Here is a 14,453-nt window from a genome sequence, read left to right as displayed (position 1 = left end):
CCACGCATGCGCGCCACCGTCATCCACGCCCCCCACGACATTCGTGTGCAGGAGGTGCCGGACCCGTCGATCCAGCAGCCCACCGATGTGGTGCTGCGGGTCCTGCGGGCCTGTATCTGCGGCAGCGACCTGTGGGCGTACCGCGGCGAGTCCGCCCGGCAGCCCGGCCAGCGCATCGGGCACGAGTTCCTCGGGATCGTCGAGGAGGCGGGTTCCGAGGTGGCCGGCTTCGCCGTCGGTGACCTCGTCGTCGCGCCCTTCGTCTGGTCCGACGGCACCTGCGCGTACTGCGCGGAGGGCCTGACCACCTCCTGCCCGCAGGGCGGCTTCTGGGGCTCGGTCGGCTCCGACGGCGGGCAGGGCGAGGCCGTGCGCGTCCCGTTCGCCGACGGCACGCTGGTCAAGCTCCCCGCCGCCGCAGCCTCCGACGACCACCTGCTCACCGCGCTGCTGGCCCTGTCCGACGTACTGGGCACCGGACACCACGCCGCCATCGGCGCGGGCGTGAAGCCCGGCACCACGGTCGCGGTCGTCGGTGACGGAGCAGTCGGGCTGTGCGGCGTCATGGCCGCCAAGCGGCTCGGCGCCGAGCGGATCATCGCGCTCGGCCGCCATCAGGTGCGTACGGACATCGCCCGCACCTTCGGCGCCACGGACGTCGTCGCCGAGCGCGGCGAGGCGGCCGTCGAAGCCGTACGGGAACTGCTCGGCGGCGAGGGCGCACACGCCGTGATCGAGGCCGTCGGCACCGAGCAGTCGATGCGCACCGCCGTCGGGATCACCCGCGACGGCGGCTCCATCGGCTACGTCGGCGTGCCGCACGGCAGCGGCACCGGCCTGGACCTCGGCGTCATGTTCGACCGGAACATCGCCCTGCGCGGCGGCGTCGCCCCCGTGCGGACGTACATTCCGGAGCTGCTCCCCGACGTGCTGTCCGGCACGATCGACCCGTCGCCCGTCTTCGACCTGACCATCGGCCTCGACGACGTCCCCGCCGGCTACAAGGCGATGGACGACCGGACGGCGCTGAAGGTGCTCATCAAGCCGTGAGCCAGGCGGTCGAGTCCGCCCCCAGCGGGCCGGGCGGGCGCGACCAGTCGGCGGGGGAACCGTCGAAGGCGACCGGCGGCAGAGCGTGACGCAGCCGGCCCAGCGGGCTGTCCGTCTCCGTGAGCCACTTCTCCGGGTCGTACGATCCCCCGGCCCCGGCCCCGGCCCCGGACTCCTGCCGGGCGGGCAGCTCGTCGAGCAGCCAGGCGGCGGTACGGGCGAGCGAGAGCGTGGCCAGCCGGGAGCCGCCCTCGTCGTGCTGCTCGGTCAGCGCGCGCAGCACGGCGGCGGCCAGCAGATAGCCCGTGCCGTGGTCGAGCGCCTGGGCGGGCAGCGCACCGGGCGGGTTCCCGGGTCCTGCCGTGGCCTCGACCGAGGCGATGCCGGTGGCCACCTGCACCAGACTGTCGAAGCCGCGCTGCTGAGCCCATGGACCGTGCCCCCAGGCCGAGAGCCGCCCGATCACCAGCCCCGGCCTGCGCGCGGCCAGGGACTCCGGCATCAGGCCGAACCGCTCGACCGCACCGGGCCGGTAGCCGGTGACGACCACATCCGCGCCGGCCAGCAGCTCGTCGAACGTGGCCGCACCGGAGCGGCTGCCGAGATCCAGGTTCACCGACCGCTTCCCGAAACCGGTGTCGCTGTGCGCGTCCTGGCTCTCCGGGAGCTGCGGGGCATCGATCCGCAGGACATCCGCGCCGAGCAGCGCGAGCGTACGGGTGGCGACGGGCCCCGCGATGACCCGGGTGAGGTCCAGCACGCGCAACCCGGCGGCGGGCAGCAGCGGTTCACCGGCGAGCACCGCCGTCCGGCGGGCCGGCGCGCTGTCGATACGGTCCCTGGCCACCAGCGGCGTGCCAGCGACCGCGGCGCCCCGCGGATCGGCCGCCCACTCCTCAGGCGTACGGGCCACCACGGCCAGGCCGCCCGTCGCGTACACCGTCTGCTCGATCTCCGGTCCCAGGCGCCCGGCGAACGAGGCGGCGACGGCGTCCACGGCGATGTCGTCCGAGGTGTCCGCGGGCAGCCCCAGCGTGGCGAGCAACCGGGCCCGGTGATGCGGGTAATTGGCATGCGTACGGACCCAGCCGTCCGCCGTACGCCAGAACCGGGACAGCGGGGCGAAGTTGGTCGGTGCGCGCCCGTCGATCCGCAGATGGCGCTCGCTCGTGAACGCCGTGGCCACCGCACCGTCGTCGACCCGGACCTGCGGCACGGGGCGCGCGGTGCGGCGGGCGGCCAGTTCGGCCGCGGCCAGAGAGCAGACCGCGACGGCGGAACGGGCCAGTTCCATGGCGGGCAGCCGGGCGGGCAGCAGCCCCTCGGGGCCATTCGTCCCGATGTGTGCAAGAAGCGCGGGATCACCGCCGAGCGCCGCCCAGGCCTGCTCCGTACCGGACATCCGTGTATGAGTCATCCCCGCACTATGGCACTGAGTGCCACGACCCAGGAAGAGGAGCGGAGAGAGACCCGGGAAGACTCAGCGGGAGGGGCCGGCCGACGACTCCGGACCCTCCCGCTACAGCGCATTCCCTACCAGCGGACCGCGTTCAGCGCGTTCACCACACCGGCCCCGTAGAAGCCGTTGCGGTTCTTGCCGCCCTCGCAGACGGCGTCGATCTTGCCGTCACCGTCGATGTCGTACGGCGCACCGCACGCGGTGGCGTCGGCCCCGGCCGTCAGGAGCGCCTTCACCACGGCCGCCGAGGCGTGCGGGTGCGTCGACTTGATCAGGGCCGCGACACCCGCGACATGCGGGGAGGCCATCGACGTACCGGCCTTGTAGCCGTACTTGCCGCCCGGCAGCGTGGACAGGATCAGACCGCTCGTGGCGGGCGGTGCGGGTGTCTGGTAGACCGTCGAGTCGCCGCCCGGGGCCGCCACGTCGATGACACCGTTCCCGTAGTTCGAGTACGAGGCCTTCAGGCCCTTGGCACCGGTCGCCGAGACCGTCACGACGCCCGGCAGCATCGTCGGGATGTCGAAGCACTCGCGCGGGTTGATCGTCCGGGTGACCGGCGTGGTGTCGTTCGGGCTGGTCGTGTCCTCGATCTCGTCGGCGGCCAGGTCCTCGGCCGAGTTGCCGGCGGCGGCGACATTGACCGTGCCCTTGCGCTCCGCGTACCGCGTGGCGCGGGTGACGGCCTCGACCAGGGCACCCTGGTCCGGGTCGTTCTTGCAGTTGAACAGCCAAGGGTCGGTGTAATAGCTGTTGTTGGTGACATCGACGCCGTGCTCGGCGGCCCAGACGAAGCCGCAGACCACCGACTCGGTGTAGAAGAACCCGTTCGGGTTCGCCACCTTGATGCCGGAGACCTTCACGCCCGGCGCGACCCCGGTCACGCCGATGCCGTTCTTCGCGGCGGCGATGGTGCCCGCGACATGTGTGCCGTGGTCGCTCTCACCGGTCTTCGGACGCCAGGCACCGTCCGTCGTGTCCGGCGCACCGGACACACAGTTCGCCGAGGCCCCGCGGTCGAAGTTCGGCGCCAGGTCCGGGTGGGTGTCATCGACACCCGTGTCGATGACCGCGACTGTGACCTTGCTGCTGCCCAGCGACTTCCGGTGCGCCTGGTCCGCCTTGATGGCGGGCAGATCCCACTGCAGGGGCTCCATCGGATCCTGGTCCGCCGTCGCCTGCGCGGCCGCGCTCTTCGCCTGCTCGGCGGTGAGCGGCTGCTCGACCCCGATGTCCTTGGTGGCCTGCGGGACGATGGGGTTGGTGCGGGTGGCCCCTGCCGAATCGACACCCCTGACCCGGCGGATCGACTTCGCGAAGTCCGGGTTCTGCGAGTGGACGACGATGACACCGATCTGCTCATAGGCGATCACCACCGTGCCGCCGGCCTCGGCTATCGCCTTCTTCACCTGCTTGACGGTCCCGTGACCGCCGCGTGTGTTGACCACGTACGAGAGCTTCGGGCCGTCCGTCGACACCGCCGCCGTGGGCTGTGCGTCCACCGGTGCGGCAGAGGCGGCACCCGTCGGCAGGAAGCCGAGCGAGGCCGTGAGCGCCAATCCGACGGGCAGCGTCAGTGCGCGCGTCCGTCTGGATCCCAGATGAGCCATGGGGTCTCCACATCATCCGTGCCGGGCGACCGGACACGGGGTGTGCCCAGTCGCGTACATGACGAGTGAAGTTATCGCTGATCATCCCTGCTCATCAATGAGTTCGGGATACCGGTTCGGCCGGACGGGCGCGAAGAGGCGAGTTCGGGAGGTGCGGACCCGCGGTGAACCGCTTCGCCGCGCTCTCCGTGCCGTTGTCAGGGGGAGGCGCACCATCACCCCCCCCGATATCGAGGTTCCCCAGTGAAGTCCACCGTCCCCACCACCACCGCACCCGCGTCGCGAGGAGATTCCGTGGCTACCGATGCACCGCCGCCCGAGGGCATGACGGACACCCGCCCTGCCGAGCCCACGACCGAGGCGTTCATCGCGACGCAGGAGAGCGGGGAGTTCGGCGAACTGCGCCACACCTACCGCTCGTTCGCCTTCCCGCTGACCATCGCCTTCATCCTCTGGTACCTGCTGTACGTGCTGCTGTCCAACTACGCGGGCGGCTTCATGGGCACCGAGGTGTACAGCAACATCAACGTGGCCTTCGTGTTCGGTCTCGCCCAGTTCGTCACCACGTTCCTCATCGCCTGGCTCTACTCGCGCCACGCAGCCGCGAAGCTCGACCCGAAGGCCGAGGCCATCAAGTCCCGTATGGAGGCCGACGCATGAGCGCCGTGTACCACTCGCACCCCGCGCTCCAACTGGCCGCCTCCTCGACCACCGAGCACCGGCCGCTGATCATCACGCTCTTCGCCGTGTTCGTCGCCGCGACCCTGGGCATCACCATCTGGGCCGGACGGCAGACCAAGAGCGCCTCCGACTTCTACGCCGGCGGCCGCCAGTTCACCGCCTTCCAGAACGGACTCGCGGTCTCCGGCGACTACATGTCGGCGGCCTCGTTCCTCGGGATCGCCGGGGCCATCGCCCTCTTCGGCTACGACGGCTTCCTGTACTCCATCGGCTTCCTCGTCGCCTGGCTGGTGGCCCTGCTGCTGGTCGCCGAACCGCTGCGCAACTCGGGCCGCTACACGATGGGCGACGTCCTCGCCTACCGGATGCGGCAGCGCCCGGTCCGTACCGCCTCCGGCGTCTCCACCATCATCGTCTCGATCTTCTACCTGCTGGCACAGATGGCGGGCGCGGGCGTCCTGGTCTCCCTGCTCCTCGGCATCACCAGCGACGCGGGCAAGATCCTCATCGTCGCGCTGGTCGGCGTACTGATGATCGTGTACGTCACCATCGGCGGCATGAAGGGCACCACCTGGGTTCAGATGGTCAAGGCCGTGCTGCTCATCGCCGGTGCCCTTCTGATGACCTTCCTGGTGCTGCTGAAGTTCAACTTCAACATCTCCGACCTGCTGGGCACGGCCGCCTCGAAGAGCGGCCACGGAGCGGCGTTCCTGGAGCCCGGCCTCAAGTACGGTGCCACCGGCACCTCGAAGCTGGACTTCCTCTCCCTCGGCATCGCACTGGTCCTCGGCACCGCCGGCCTGCCGCACATCCTCATCCGCTTCTACACGGTGCCGACCGCCAAGGCCGCCCGTAAGTCGGTCAACTGGGCCATCGGCATCATCGGCGCCTTCTACCTGATGACGATCGCGCTCGGCTTCGGCGCCGCGGCCCTGATCGGCCCGGACGAGATCCGGGCGAAGAACCCGGCCGGCAACGCGGCCGCCCCGCAGCTCGCCGAGTACCTCGGCGGGGTCGGCTCCACCGGCGGCGCCGTGCTGCTCGCCGTGATCTCGGCCGTCGCCTTCGCCACCATCCTCGCCGTCGTCGCGGGGCTCACCCTCGCCTCCTCGTCCTCCTTCGCGCACGACATCTACGCCAACGTCATTCGCAGGGGGAAGGCCACCGAGAAGGAGGAGATGCGGGCCGCCCGCTGGGCCACCGTCCTCATCGGCGCGGTCGCGATCGTCCTGGGCGCCTTCGCCCGCGACATGAACGTCGCCGGGCTGGTGGCGCTCGCCTTCGCCGTCGCGGCCTCCGCCAACCTGCCGACGATCCTCTACAGCCTCTTCTGGAAGCGGTTCACCACCCAGGGCGCGCTGTGGTCGATCTACGGCGGTCTGGCGAGCTCGGTGCTCCTGGTGCTGTTCTCGCCGGTCGTCTCCGGCAACCCCAAGACATCGATGTTCAAGGGCGTCGACTTCGCCTGGTTCCCGCTGGAGAACCCGGGCCTGATCTCCATCCCGCTGGGCTTCCTGCTCGGCTGGATCGGCTCCCTCCTCTCGAAGGAGGAGCCGGACAAGGGCAAGTACGCCGAGCTGGAGGTCAAGTCCCTCACGGGCGTCGGGGCGCACTGAGACAGGAGCGGTTTTCCGAGGAGTTCGCTCCACGCGTCACTCCGGTCCCGTGGCCGCGTCGTAGAGTCCTACGACGCGGCCACGCCGCCCCTCGTGGCAAACGGGCCCCTCCGATGTCACAGGTCTCGCGTAGTCTCGGAGAAGTCAACCGGAAGAGCCAGATCCGCAGCCGGGAAGTTACTGGGGGAGGGGGCCCACATGCTCATCGACACCTACGATCGGGTCGCCACCGACCTCCGCGTATCGCTGACCGACCGGTGCAATCTGCGGTGCACGTACTGCATGCCGGAAGAAGGCCTGCAGTGGCTGGCCAAGCCCGACCTGCTCAGTGACGACGAGATCGTCCGGCTGGTCCGCATCGCCGTCACCCGGCTCGGCATCACCGAGGTCCGCTTCACCGGCGGTGAGCCGCTGCTGCGCCCCGGGCTCGTCTCCATCGTCGAGCGATGCGCGGCCCTGAGCCCGCGCCCCAAGATGTCGCTCACGACCAACGGCATCGGGCTGAAGCGCACAGCGGCCGCGCTCAAGACCGCCGGCCTGGACCGGGTCAATGTCTCGCTGGACACCCTGCGACCCGACGTCTTCAAGACACTCACCCGCCGCGACCGCCACCACGACGTGCTGGCCGGCCTCGAAGCCGCCCGCGACGCCGGTCTCACCCCGGTCAAGGTCAACAGCGTCCTGATGCCGGGACTCAACGGCGACGAGGCCCCCGACCTGCTCGCCTGGGCCGTCGAGCACGACTACGAGCTCCGCTTCATCGAGCAGATGCCGCTCGACGCGCAGCACGGCTGGAAGCGCGACGGCATGATCACGGCAGGCGACATGCTCCAGTCGCTGCGCACCCGCTTCACCCTCACCGAGGAGGGCGACGGCGAGCGCGGCTCCGCCCCCGCCGAGCGCTGGCTCGTCGACGGTGGGCCCCACCGCGTCGGCGTCATCGCCTCCGTCACCCGCCCCTTCTGCCGGGCCTGCGACCGGACCAGGCTCACCGCCGACGGACAGGTGCGCACCTGCCTGTTCGCCCGCGAGGAGACCGATCTGCGCGGCGCCCTGCGCTCGGACGCGCCGGACGAGGAGATCGCCCGGATCTGGACGCTCGCGATGTGGGGAAAGAAGGCCGGATCCGGTCTGGACGACCCGTCCTTCCTGCAGCCCGACCGGCCGATGTCGGCGATCGGCGGCTAGGGCCTCAGGGCCTGTCCGGCCCCGAGCCGCCGGACTCCCACTCCGCCAGCGTCACGACATCCTTGAGGAAGCCCCGGACCCCCAGGAACGAGGAGAGATGCTCCCGGTGTTCCTCGCAGGCCAGCCAGGTCTTACGGCGCTCCGGGGTATGCAGCTTCGGGTTGTTCCAGGCGAGCACCCATACGGCGTCGGCCCGGCAGCCCTTGGCGGAACAGATGGGTGCGGCGGCAGCGGTCTCGGCCGCGGATTCAGGGGAGTTCACGGACTCAACCCTAGGTCAGTGCCTGTGCCGGCCTCACGGGTCGACCGCCCGAGGCATCCCTTCCGGAAAAAGCCGGAGAACAGCTGGAGAAAAAACGACGCCGAGCAGCCACGGGGGGAGCTGCCCGGCGTCGGTCTGTCGCTCCGACGGGGGATGCGGAGCGCCTACGAAGTATGTCACGCAGACCGGGGTGCGGTGCACCGTAACTTCATGATTGATCTGAGGTTTTCTTGAGCCTTGGGTGCGGTCCGGCCCCGACTGTGCTTATGCCGATTCCCCGCCGCGCCGGGCCTCGTCGGCCTCCGGACCGGATTCCGCAGTACTGGTCACGGGTGCCGCGTCGAGCGCCGGACGCATCGGCGCCGGGACGAAGGTCGAGGGAAGCGAAGGGGTGTTCTCCCGGCCCGCGTTGGCGATGACCACCGCCACGTACGGGAGCAGAACACCGAGCGCCAGCGCCACGGTCGCGACATACCGCTCGACGTTCCACAGCACGGCGGCCAGGACCACCGAGACCGTCCGCACGGACATCGAGATCACATAGCGCCGCTGCCTGCCGCGCACATCGTCCGCGAGCCCCTGCCGGGCCCCCGTGATCCGGAAGACCTCGACTCCGCTCTGCTTCCGCATCACGTCTCCACCACCCTTCCCCAGCGCCTCGCGGGCCGGGGGAGACCTCATTCCCGCGCCGGACGCTCCCGGCCCGGACCGCACCCACGGTACGCCCGGCGTCCGCCGGCTTCGAGACCGGGGCGCGCCGCATTCGTGCAAATCGGCAGCCGTGCCGCACGTACGGACGCGTCCGACATGCGGCGTACGGCCCGCGGGCCGAGACTGGGCGCACATGCGCGACATCGCGTCGCACGAGGAGGCGACATGGGCTGGTTGTGGGCAATCATCGTGGGTCTGGTGCTCGGTCTGATCGCGAAGGCGATCCTGCCCGGCAAACAGAGCATCCCACTCTGGCTGACGACGATCTTCGGCATCATCGGCAGTGTCCTCGGCAATGCCGTCGCCACCTGGATCGGTGTCAACGACACCAAGGGCATCGACTGGACGCGCCATCTGTTCCAGCTGATCGGTGCGGTGGTCATCGTAGGTGTCGGCGACATGCTGTGGGCCTCGTTCCGCGGCACCAGACAGAAGGCCTGAGCCAACAGACGGCCTGAGCCAACAGACGGCCTGGGTCAACAGAAAGCCTGGGTCAAGAGAAAGCCTGAACCAACAGAAGGCCTGGGCCACCGGGCCACAACGCGCTGCGGCCGGACACGCGTCACGCGTGCCCGGCCGCAGCGGCGAATGGTCCGGGATCAGTCGGTGACCTCGACGGCGGCGAGGTTCTTCTTGCCCCGGCGCAGCACCAGCCAGCGTCCGTGCAGCAGCTCCTCGCGGGCCGGTGCGCTCTCGCCGTCCGTGACCTTGACGTTGTTCACGTACGCACCACCCTCCTTCACCGTGCGGCGGGCGCCCGACTTGCTCGGCGCCAGGCCGACCTCCACCAGGAGGTCCACCAGCGGGCCGAGCTCGGTGACCTGCGCATGCGGCACCTCGGACAGTGCGGCGCTCAGCGTCGCCTCGTCCAGCTCGCCGAGCTCACCCTGGCCGAAGAGCGCCTTCGACGCCGCGATGACCGCAGCGCACTGATCGGCACCGTGCACCAGGGTCGTCAGCTCCTCGGCCAGCGCGCGCTGCGCCGTCCGGGCCTGCGGGCGCTCCTCGGTGACCTTCTCCAGCTCCGCCAGCTCCGCGGGGCTCCGGAAGCTGAGGATGCGCATGTACCGGGAGATGTCCCGGTCGTCCACGTTCAGCCAGAACTGGTAGAACGCGTACGGCGTCGTCATCGCCGGGTCGAGCCAGACGGCCCCGCTCTCGGACTTGCCGAACTTGGTCCCGTCCGCCTTCGTCATCAGCGGGGTCGCCAGCGCGTGCACCTCGGCGCCCGGCTCCAGGCGGTGGATCAGGTCGAGGCCCGCGGTGAGGTTGCCCCACTGGTCGCTGCCGCCCTGCTGGAGGGTGCAGCCGTAGCGCCGGTACAACTCCAGGTAGTCCATGCTCTGGAGCAGCTGGTAGCTGAACTCGGTGTAGCTGATGCCCTCGTCGGACTCCAGCCGCCGGGCGATGGATTCCTTGGTCAGCATCTTGTTGACGCGGAAGTGCTTGCCGATGTCCCGGAGGAACTCGATCGCGGACATGCCCGCGGTCCAGTCCAGGTTGTTGACCATGACCGCCGCGTTCTCGCCCTCGAAGGACAGGAACGGCTCGATCTGGGACCGCAGCCGCGACACCCAGTTGGCGATCGTCTCCGGGTCGTTCAGCGTGCGCTCGGCGGTTGGCCTCGGGTCGCCGATCTGACCGGTGGCGCCACCCACCAGGGCGAGCGGACGCAGACCGGCCTGCTGGAGCCGGCGCATGGTGAGCACCTGTACCAGATGGCCGACGTGCAGACTCGCCGCGGTGGGGTCGTAGCCGCAATAGAACGTGACGGGACCGTCCGCGAGAGCCTTGCGCAGTGCGTCCTCATCAGTGGACTGGGCGAACAGCCCACGCCACTTCAGCTCGTCGACGATGTCCGTCACGGTTCCGTGTCTCCTCAGCTACGTGTATCGAAAGGCAACAGCCAGTCTAGGCGGGTCACACGCCCAGGCTCACCGAGCTCATGTTGAAGTCCGGGATCCGCAGCGCGGGCATGGCGGCCCGGGTGAACCAGTCGCCCCACTCGCGTGGCAGCGTCTTCTCCGTACGGCCCGCTTCCGTGGCCCGCGACAGCAGGTCCACCGGCGACTCGTTGAACCGGAAGTTGTTCACCTCGCCGACGACCTCGCCGCCCTCGACGAGATACACCCCGTCGCGGGTCAGCCCGGTCAGCAGGAGTGTCGCCGGATCGACCTCCCGGATGTACCACATGCAGGTCAGCAGCAGCCCGCGGCCGGTCGTCGCGGCCACCATCTCCTCCAAGGACCGCTCACCGCCGCCCTCCAGCACCAGATTGTCGATCGCCGGCGCGACAGGCAGCCCGGTCAACCCCGCCGTGTGCCGGGTGGTCGTCAGATGCTCCAGCCTGCCGTCCCGGATCCAGTCGGTCGACGTCAGCGGCAGGCCGTTGTCGAAGACGGAAGCGCCGTCCCCGGAGGCATGGGCGATCACGAACGGCGCCGACTCCAGGCCCGGTGCGTGCGGGTCGCTGCGCAGCGACAGGGGCAGCTCGGACAGGGTCTCGCCGATCCTCGTCCCGCCGCCCGGCTTGGAGAACACCGTCCGGCCCTCCGTGGCGTCCCGTGCCGTCGACGACCACAGCTGGTAGATCAGCAGATCGGCCACGGCGGTCGGCGGCAGCAGCGTCTCGTACCGCCCGGCGGGCAGCTCGATACGGCGCTCCGCCCAGCGCAGCCGCTGCGCCAGCTCCGCGTCGAGCTCGGCCGGGTCGACGTCCTTGAAGTCGCGCGTGGAGCGGCCCGCCCAGGTCGAACGGGTCCGGTCGGGGGACTTGGCATTGAGCTCCAGCGTCCCGTTCGGCTGGTCGTGGCGCAGCCGCAGCCCCGTCGACGTACCGAGGTACGTCGAGGTCAGCTGGTGGTGGGCGAAGCCGTACAGCTCACGGCCACCGGAGCGGGCACGGGCGAAGGCGTCGCCGAGCGCCGGGGCGAACTCCCCGAAGACGTCCGAGCCCGTGTCGGCCGGTGCGTCCGTGAAATCGGGCGACGTGGGCACCCCGGTGACCAGCGGCTGCGCGTCCTCCGCCGGACCGGCCCCGCGCGCGGCGGCCTCGGCGGCCCGCACCAGCGGCTCCAGATCGTCGGCGGTGACCGCGGACCGCGACACCACCCCGGACGCGGTGCCCTGCGCACCGTCGACGGTCGCGATGACGGTCAGGGTCCGCCCCCGCGTCACCCCGTTCGTCGTGAGCGCGTTGGCGGCCCAGCGCAGATTCGCGGACGACTCCTCGTCGGCGATGACGACACAGCCGTCGGCGGTGGACAGTTCGAGCGCCCGCTCGACGATCTCGTGCGGCTTGCTGACGCGGCTCATCGTCTGGCCTCCTGCGTCGTATTGAGACTGTGCTGTCCCGGGGGGCGACCCCCGGACCCCCAGCCGGTTCCGTGGTGACCGCTCATCGTCCGGCCTCCTGCGTCGTATTGAGGATGTTCACGCCCCGGAAGAGGGCGGAGGGGCAGCCGTGCGAGACGGCCGCGACCTGGCCCGGCTGGGCCTTGCCGCAGTTGAAGGCGCCGCCCAGGACGTACGTCTGCGGGCCGCCGACCTTCTCCATCGAGCCCCAGAAGTCCGTCGTCGTGGCCTGGTATGCGACGTCGCGCAGCTGCCCGGCCAGCCTGCCGTTCTCGATACGGAAGAACCGCTGCCCGGTGAACTGGAAGTTGTAGCGCTGCATGTCGATCGACCAGGACCGGTCGCCGACCACATAGATCCCGCGCTCCACCCCGCCGATCAGATCCTCCGTGGACAGTCCGCCCGGATCCGGCTGCAGCGACACGTTCGCCATCCGCTGTACGGGGACATGGCCGGGCGAGTCCGCATACGCGCAGCCGTTGGAACGGCCCAGACCCGTCAGCTTCGCGATCCGCCGGTCCAACTGGTACCCGACCAGCGTCCCGTCCTTGATCAAATCCCAGGACTGCGCCTCGACACCCTCGTCGTCGTACCCGATGGTCGCGAGCCCGTGCTCGGCGGTGCGGTCGCCCGTCACATTCATCACGGGGGAGCCGTACGCCAGCTTCCCCAGCTGGTCGAAGGTGGCGAACGAGGTCCCCGCGTACGCCGCCTCGTACCCCAGCGCCCGGTCCAGCTCGGTGGCGTGGCCGATCGACTCGTGGATGGTCAGCCAGAGGTTGGACGGGTCGACGACCAGGTCGTACGTCCCCGCCTCGACGCTCGGCGCCCGCATCTTCTCGGCCAGCAGCCCGGGGATCCGCTCCAGCTCGGCGTCCCAGTCCCAGCCGGTCCCGGTGAGGTACTCCCAGCCTCGGCCCACCGGCGGGGCGATCGTCCGCATCGAGTCGAACTCACCGGTGGTCCCGTCCACGGCGACCGCGGTGAACTGCGGATGCAGTCGCACCCGCTGCTGAGTGGTGACGGTGCCCGCCGTGTCCGCGTAGAACTTGTTCTCGTGGACGGTCATCAGCGAGGCGTCCACATGCGCGACGCCCTCGGCGCCCAGGAGCCGGCTGCTCCAGTCGGCGAGCAGCCCCGCCTTCTCCTCGTCCGGTACGTCGAAGGGATCGACGTCGTACGCCGAGACCCAGGTCCGCTCACCGTGCACCGGCTCGTCCGCCAGCTCGACCCGCTCGTCGGAACCGGCCGCCGCGATCACCTTCGCCGACAGCTTCGCCATGGCGACGGCCTGCGAGGCCACCTTCGCCGCGGCGTCCATCGTCAGGTCCACGCCGGACGCGAACCCCCACGCCCCACCGTGCACCACGCGCACCGCGTACCCGAGATCGGTGGTGTCCGAGGTCCCGGCGGGCCGGGCGTCCCGCAGCCGCCAGGACGCGCTGCGCACCCGCTCGAAACGGAAGTCGGCATGCACGGCCCCCAGCGCACGGGCACGGGCCAGCGCCGCGTCGGCGAGGGCCCGCAGGGGCAGGGCCAGGAATGACTGATCTACCTCGTGGGGCACAGGGAATTCCCTTCTCGATACACCACGGAAGTGAACCACGCCGGACGGTGACCGCACCCGGGGTTATCGGGCGTTGTCCGCCGACAGGCAGGTGCGGTGCGACTCGACGGGTGAACCTCTGTAGGAACCCGACAGTGCCCGGGGTGAGGCGCTGTCAGGGGCCGATTCCCCGTGGGGCGGGTGGTACCGATAGGTTTTCGAGGTACCAGACCGCTATCGAAAGGGTGATCCGTTGAGCCGCTCGGTTCTCGTCACCGGAGGAAACCGGGGCATCGGCCTCGCCATCGCCCGCGCTTTCGCCGAAAACGGCGACAAGGTCGCGATCACCTACCGCTCCGGCGAGCCGCCCCGGGCACTCACCGAGGCGGGCTGCCTCGCAGTCCGCTGCGACATCACGGACGCCGAACAGGTGGAGCAGGCCTACAAGGAGATCGAGGAGAAGCACGGTCCCGTCGAGGTACTGGTCGCCAACGCCGGTATCACCAAGGACCAGTTGCTGATGCGGATGTCCGAGGACGACTTCACGTCCGTACTCGACACCAACCTCACCGGCACCTTCCGGGTCGTCAAGCGTGCCAACCGCGGCATGCTGCGCGCCAAGAAGGGCCGCGTCGTCCTCATCTCCTCCGTCGTCGGGCTCCTCGGCTCGGCCGGGCAGGCGAACTACGCCGCCTCCAAGGCAGGTCTGGTCGGCTTCGCCCGGTCGCTGGCCCGTGAACTCGGCTCGCGGAACATCACCTTCAACGTCGTCGCGCCCGGTTTTGTCGACACCGACATGACCCAGGCGCTCACCGAGGAGCAGCGCAAGGGCATCGTGTCCCAGGTGCCGCTCGGCCGCTACGCGCAGCCCGAGGAGATCGCCACCGCGGTGCGCTTCCTCGCCTCCGACGACGCGTCGTACATCACTGGAGCCGTCATCCCCGTTGACGGCGGATTGGGCATGGGTCACTGATCA

The 14,453-nt window shown here is 70.1% G+C and carries 13 protein-coding genes; 6 read left to right on the top strand and 7 right to left on the bottom strand.

Annotated features, from left to right (window positions below):
- Window positions 1–6 precede the first annotated feature (6 nt).
- Complete coding sequence (locus ACGFU7_RS00185; RefSeq protein ID WP_393690738.1) at window positions 7–1,050, top strand: zinc-dependent alcohol dehydrogenase family protein; 1,044 nt, start codon at window positions 7–9, stop codon at window positions 1,048–1,050.
- On the opposite strand, the gene ACGFU7_RS00180 is transcribed toward ACGFU7_RS00185, so the two are convergent.
- Together ACGFU7_RS00180 and ACGFU7_RS00175 are read right to left on the bottom strand one after the other, a co-directional pair.
- Window positions 1,040–2,467 (bottom strand): CoA transferase, encoded by a 1,428-nt coding sequence (locus ACGFU7_RS00180; protein ID WP_393690736.1) that lies wholly within the window; start codon window positions 2,465–2,467, stop codon window positions 1,040–1,042. The genes ACGFU7_RS00185 and ACGFU7_RS00180 overlap by 11 nt on opposite strands.
- A gap of 116 nt (window positions 2,468–2,583) precedes the next feature.
- On the bottom strand, window positions 2,584–4,119 hold the full coding sequence (locus ACGFU7_RS00175; protein WP_393690735.1) for a S8 family serine peptidase: 1,536 nt from the start codon (window positions 4,117–4,119) through the stop codon (window positions 2,584–2,586).
- Between the two features lie 294 nt (window positions 4,120–4,413).
- On the opposite strand from ACGFU7_RS00175, the gene ACGFU7_RS00170 reads away from it, so the two are divergent.
- The 3 genes from ACGFU7_RS00170 to moaA all read left to right on the top strand — a co-directional run bounded on the left by ACGFU7_RS00170 (window position 4,414) and on the right by moaA (window position 7,604).
- Window positions 4,414–4,779, top strand: coding sequence for a DUF485 domain-containing protein (locus tag ACGFU7_RS00170; RefSeq protein ID WP_393690733.1), 366 nt, complete (start codon window positions 4,414–4,416; stop codon window positions 4,777–4,779).
- Window positions 4,776–6,416, top strand: coding sequence for a cation acetate symporter (locus tag ACGFU7_RS00165; RefSeq protein ID WP_393690731.1), 1,641 nt, complete (start codon window positions 4,776–4,778; stop codon window positions 6,414–6,416). Before ACGFU7_RS00170 ends, ACGFU7_RS00165 begins: the two co-directional genes overlap by 4 nt.
- A gap of 198 nt (window positions 6,417–6,614) precedes the next feature.
- Entirely contained in the window at window positions 6,615–7,604 is a 990-nt protein-coding gene (gene moaA / locus ACGFU7_RS00160; RefSeq protein WP_393690729.1) for a GTP 3',8-cyclase MoaA, read from the top strand.
- A 4-nt stretch (window positions 7,605–7,608) separates the two neighbouring features.
- Here the strand turns inward: moaA and ACGFU7_RS00155 are convergent, their stop codons facing one another.
- Complete coding sequence (locus ACGFU7_RS00155; RefSeq protein WP_393690728.1) at window positions 7,609–7,866, bottom strand: hypothetical protein; 258 nt, start codon at window positions 7,864–7,866, stop codon at window positions 7,609–7,611.
- Window positions 7,867–8,130: 264 nt separating this feature from the next.
- On the bottom strand, window positions 8,131–8,496 hold the full coding sequence (locus ACGFU7_RS00150) for a DUF3099 domain-containing protein (protein WP_393690726.1): 366 nt from the start codon (window positions 8,494–8,496) through the stop codon (window positions 8,131–8,133).
- Between the two features lie 246 nt (window positions 8,497–8,742).
- Here ACGFU7_RS00150 and ACGFU7_RS00145 point away from each other — a divergent pair, with 246 nt between their 5' ends.
- Entirely contained in the window at window positions 8,743–9,018 is a 276-nt protein-coding gene (locus tag ACGFU7_RS00145; RefSeq protein ID WP_393690724.1) for a GlsB/YeaQ/YmgE family stress response membrane protein, read from the top strand.
- A 158-nt stretch (window positions 9,019–9,176) separates the two neighbouring features.
- Here the strand turns inward: ACGFU7_RS00145 and tyrS are convergent, their stop codons facing one another.
- The 3 genes from tyrS to ACGFU7_RS00130 all read right to left on the bottom strand — a co-directional run bounded on the left by tyrS (window position 9,177) and on the right by ACGFU7_RS00130 (window position 13,498).
- Complete coding sequence (gene tyrS / locus ACGFU7_RS00140) at window positions 9,177–10,442, bottom strand: tyrosine--tRNA ligase (protein ID WP_393690723.1); 1,266 nt, start codon at window positions 10,440–10,442, stop codon at window positions 9,177–9,179.
- 55 nt (window positions 10,443–10,497) lie between these two features.
- Window positions 10,498–11,892, bottom strand: coding sequence for a metallopeptidase TldD-related protein (locus tag ACGFU7_RS00135; protein ID WP_393690721.1), 1,395 nt, complete (start codon window positions 11,890–11,892; stop codon window positions 10,498–10,500).
- 82 nt (window positions 11,893–11,974) lie between these two features.
- On the bottom strand, window positions 11,975–13,498 hold the full coding sequence (locus tag ACGFU7_RS00130; RefSeq protein ID WP_393690719.1) for a TldD/PmbA family protein: 1,524 nt from the start codon (window positions 13,496–13,498) through the stop codon (window positions 11,975–11,977).
- Between the two features lie 232 nt (window positions 13,499–13,730).
- On the opposite strand from ACGFU7_RS00130, the gene fabG reads away from it, so the two are divergent.
- The gene (gene fabG / locus ACGFU7_RS00125) at window positions 13,731–14,450 is read left to right on the top strand and encodes a 3-oxoacyl-[acyl-carrier-protein] reductase (RefSeq protein WP_393690717.1); all 720 of its coding nucleotides are present in this window, start codon (window positions 13,731–13,733) and stop codon (window positions 14,448–14,450) included.
- The last annotated feature ends 3 nt before the right edge of the window (window positions 14,451–14,453 follow it).

Source organism: Streptomyces sp. NPDC048473 (assembly GCF_043200155.1).
Classification (GTDB): Bacteria; Actinomycetota; Actinomycetes; order Streptomycetales; family Streptomycetaceae; genus Streptomyces.
The sequence above is the reverse complement of the archived record's forward strand: the minus strand, read 5'-3'. Positions and strand labels throughout refer to the sequence as shown.

Bases quoted from the DNA above. Each gene is read 5' to 3' on its own strand.
- ACGFU7_RS00145 (WP_393690724.1), top strand. From the start codon at position 8,743: ATGGGCTGGTTGTGGGCAATCATCGTGGGTCTGGTGCTCGGTCTGATC.
- ACGFU7_RS00180 (WP_393690736.1), bottom strand. From the start codon at position 2,467: ATGACTCATACACGGATGTCCGGTACGGAGCAGGCCTGGGCGGCGCTC.
- ACGFU7_RS00175 (WP_393690735.1), bottom strand. From the start codon at position 4,119: ATGGCTCATCTGGGATCCAGACGGACGCGCGCACTGACGCTGCCCGTC.
- ACGFU7_RS00150 (WP_393690726.1), bottom strand. From the start codon at position 8,496: ATGCGGAAGCAGAGCGGAGTCGAGGTCTTCCGGATCACGGGGGCCCGG.
- moaA (WP_393690729.1), top strand. From the start codon at position 6,615: ATGCTCATCGACACCTACGATCGGGTCGCCACCGACCTCCGCGTATCG.
- ACGFU7_RS00135 (WP_393690721.1), bottom strand. From the start codon at position 11,892: ATGAGCCGCGTCAGCAAGCCGCACGAGATCGTCGAGCGGGCGCTCGAA.
- ACGFU7_RS00185 (WP_393690738.1), top strand. From the start codon at position 7: ATGCGCGCCACCGTCATCCACGCCCCCCACGACATTCGTGTGCAGGAG.
- ACGFU7_RS00165 (WP_393690731.1), top strand. From the start codon at position 4,776: ATGAGCGCCGTGTACCACTCGCACCCCGCGCTCCAACTGGCCGCCTCC.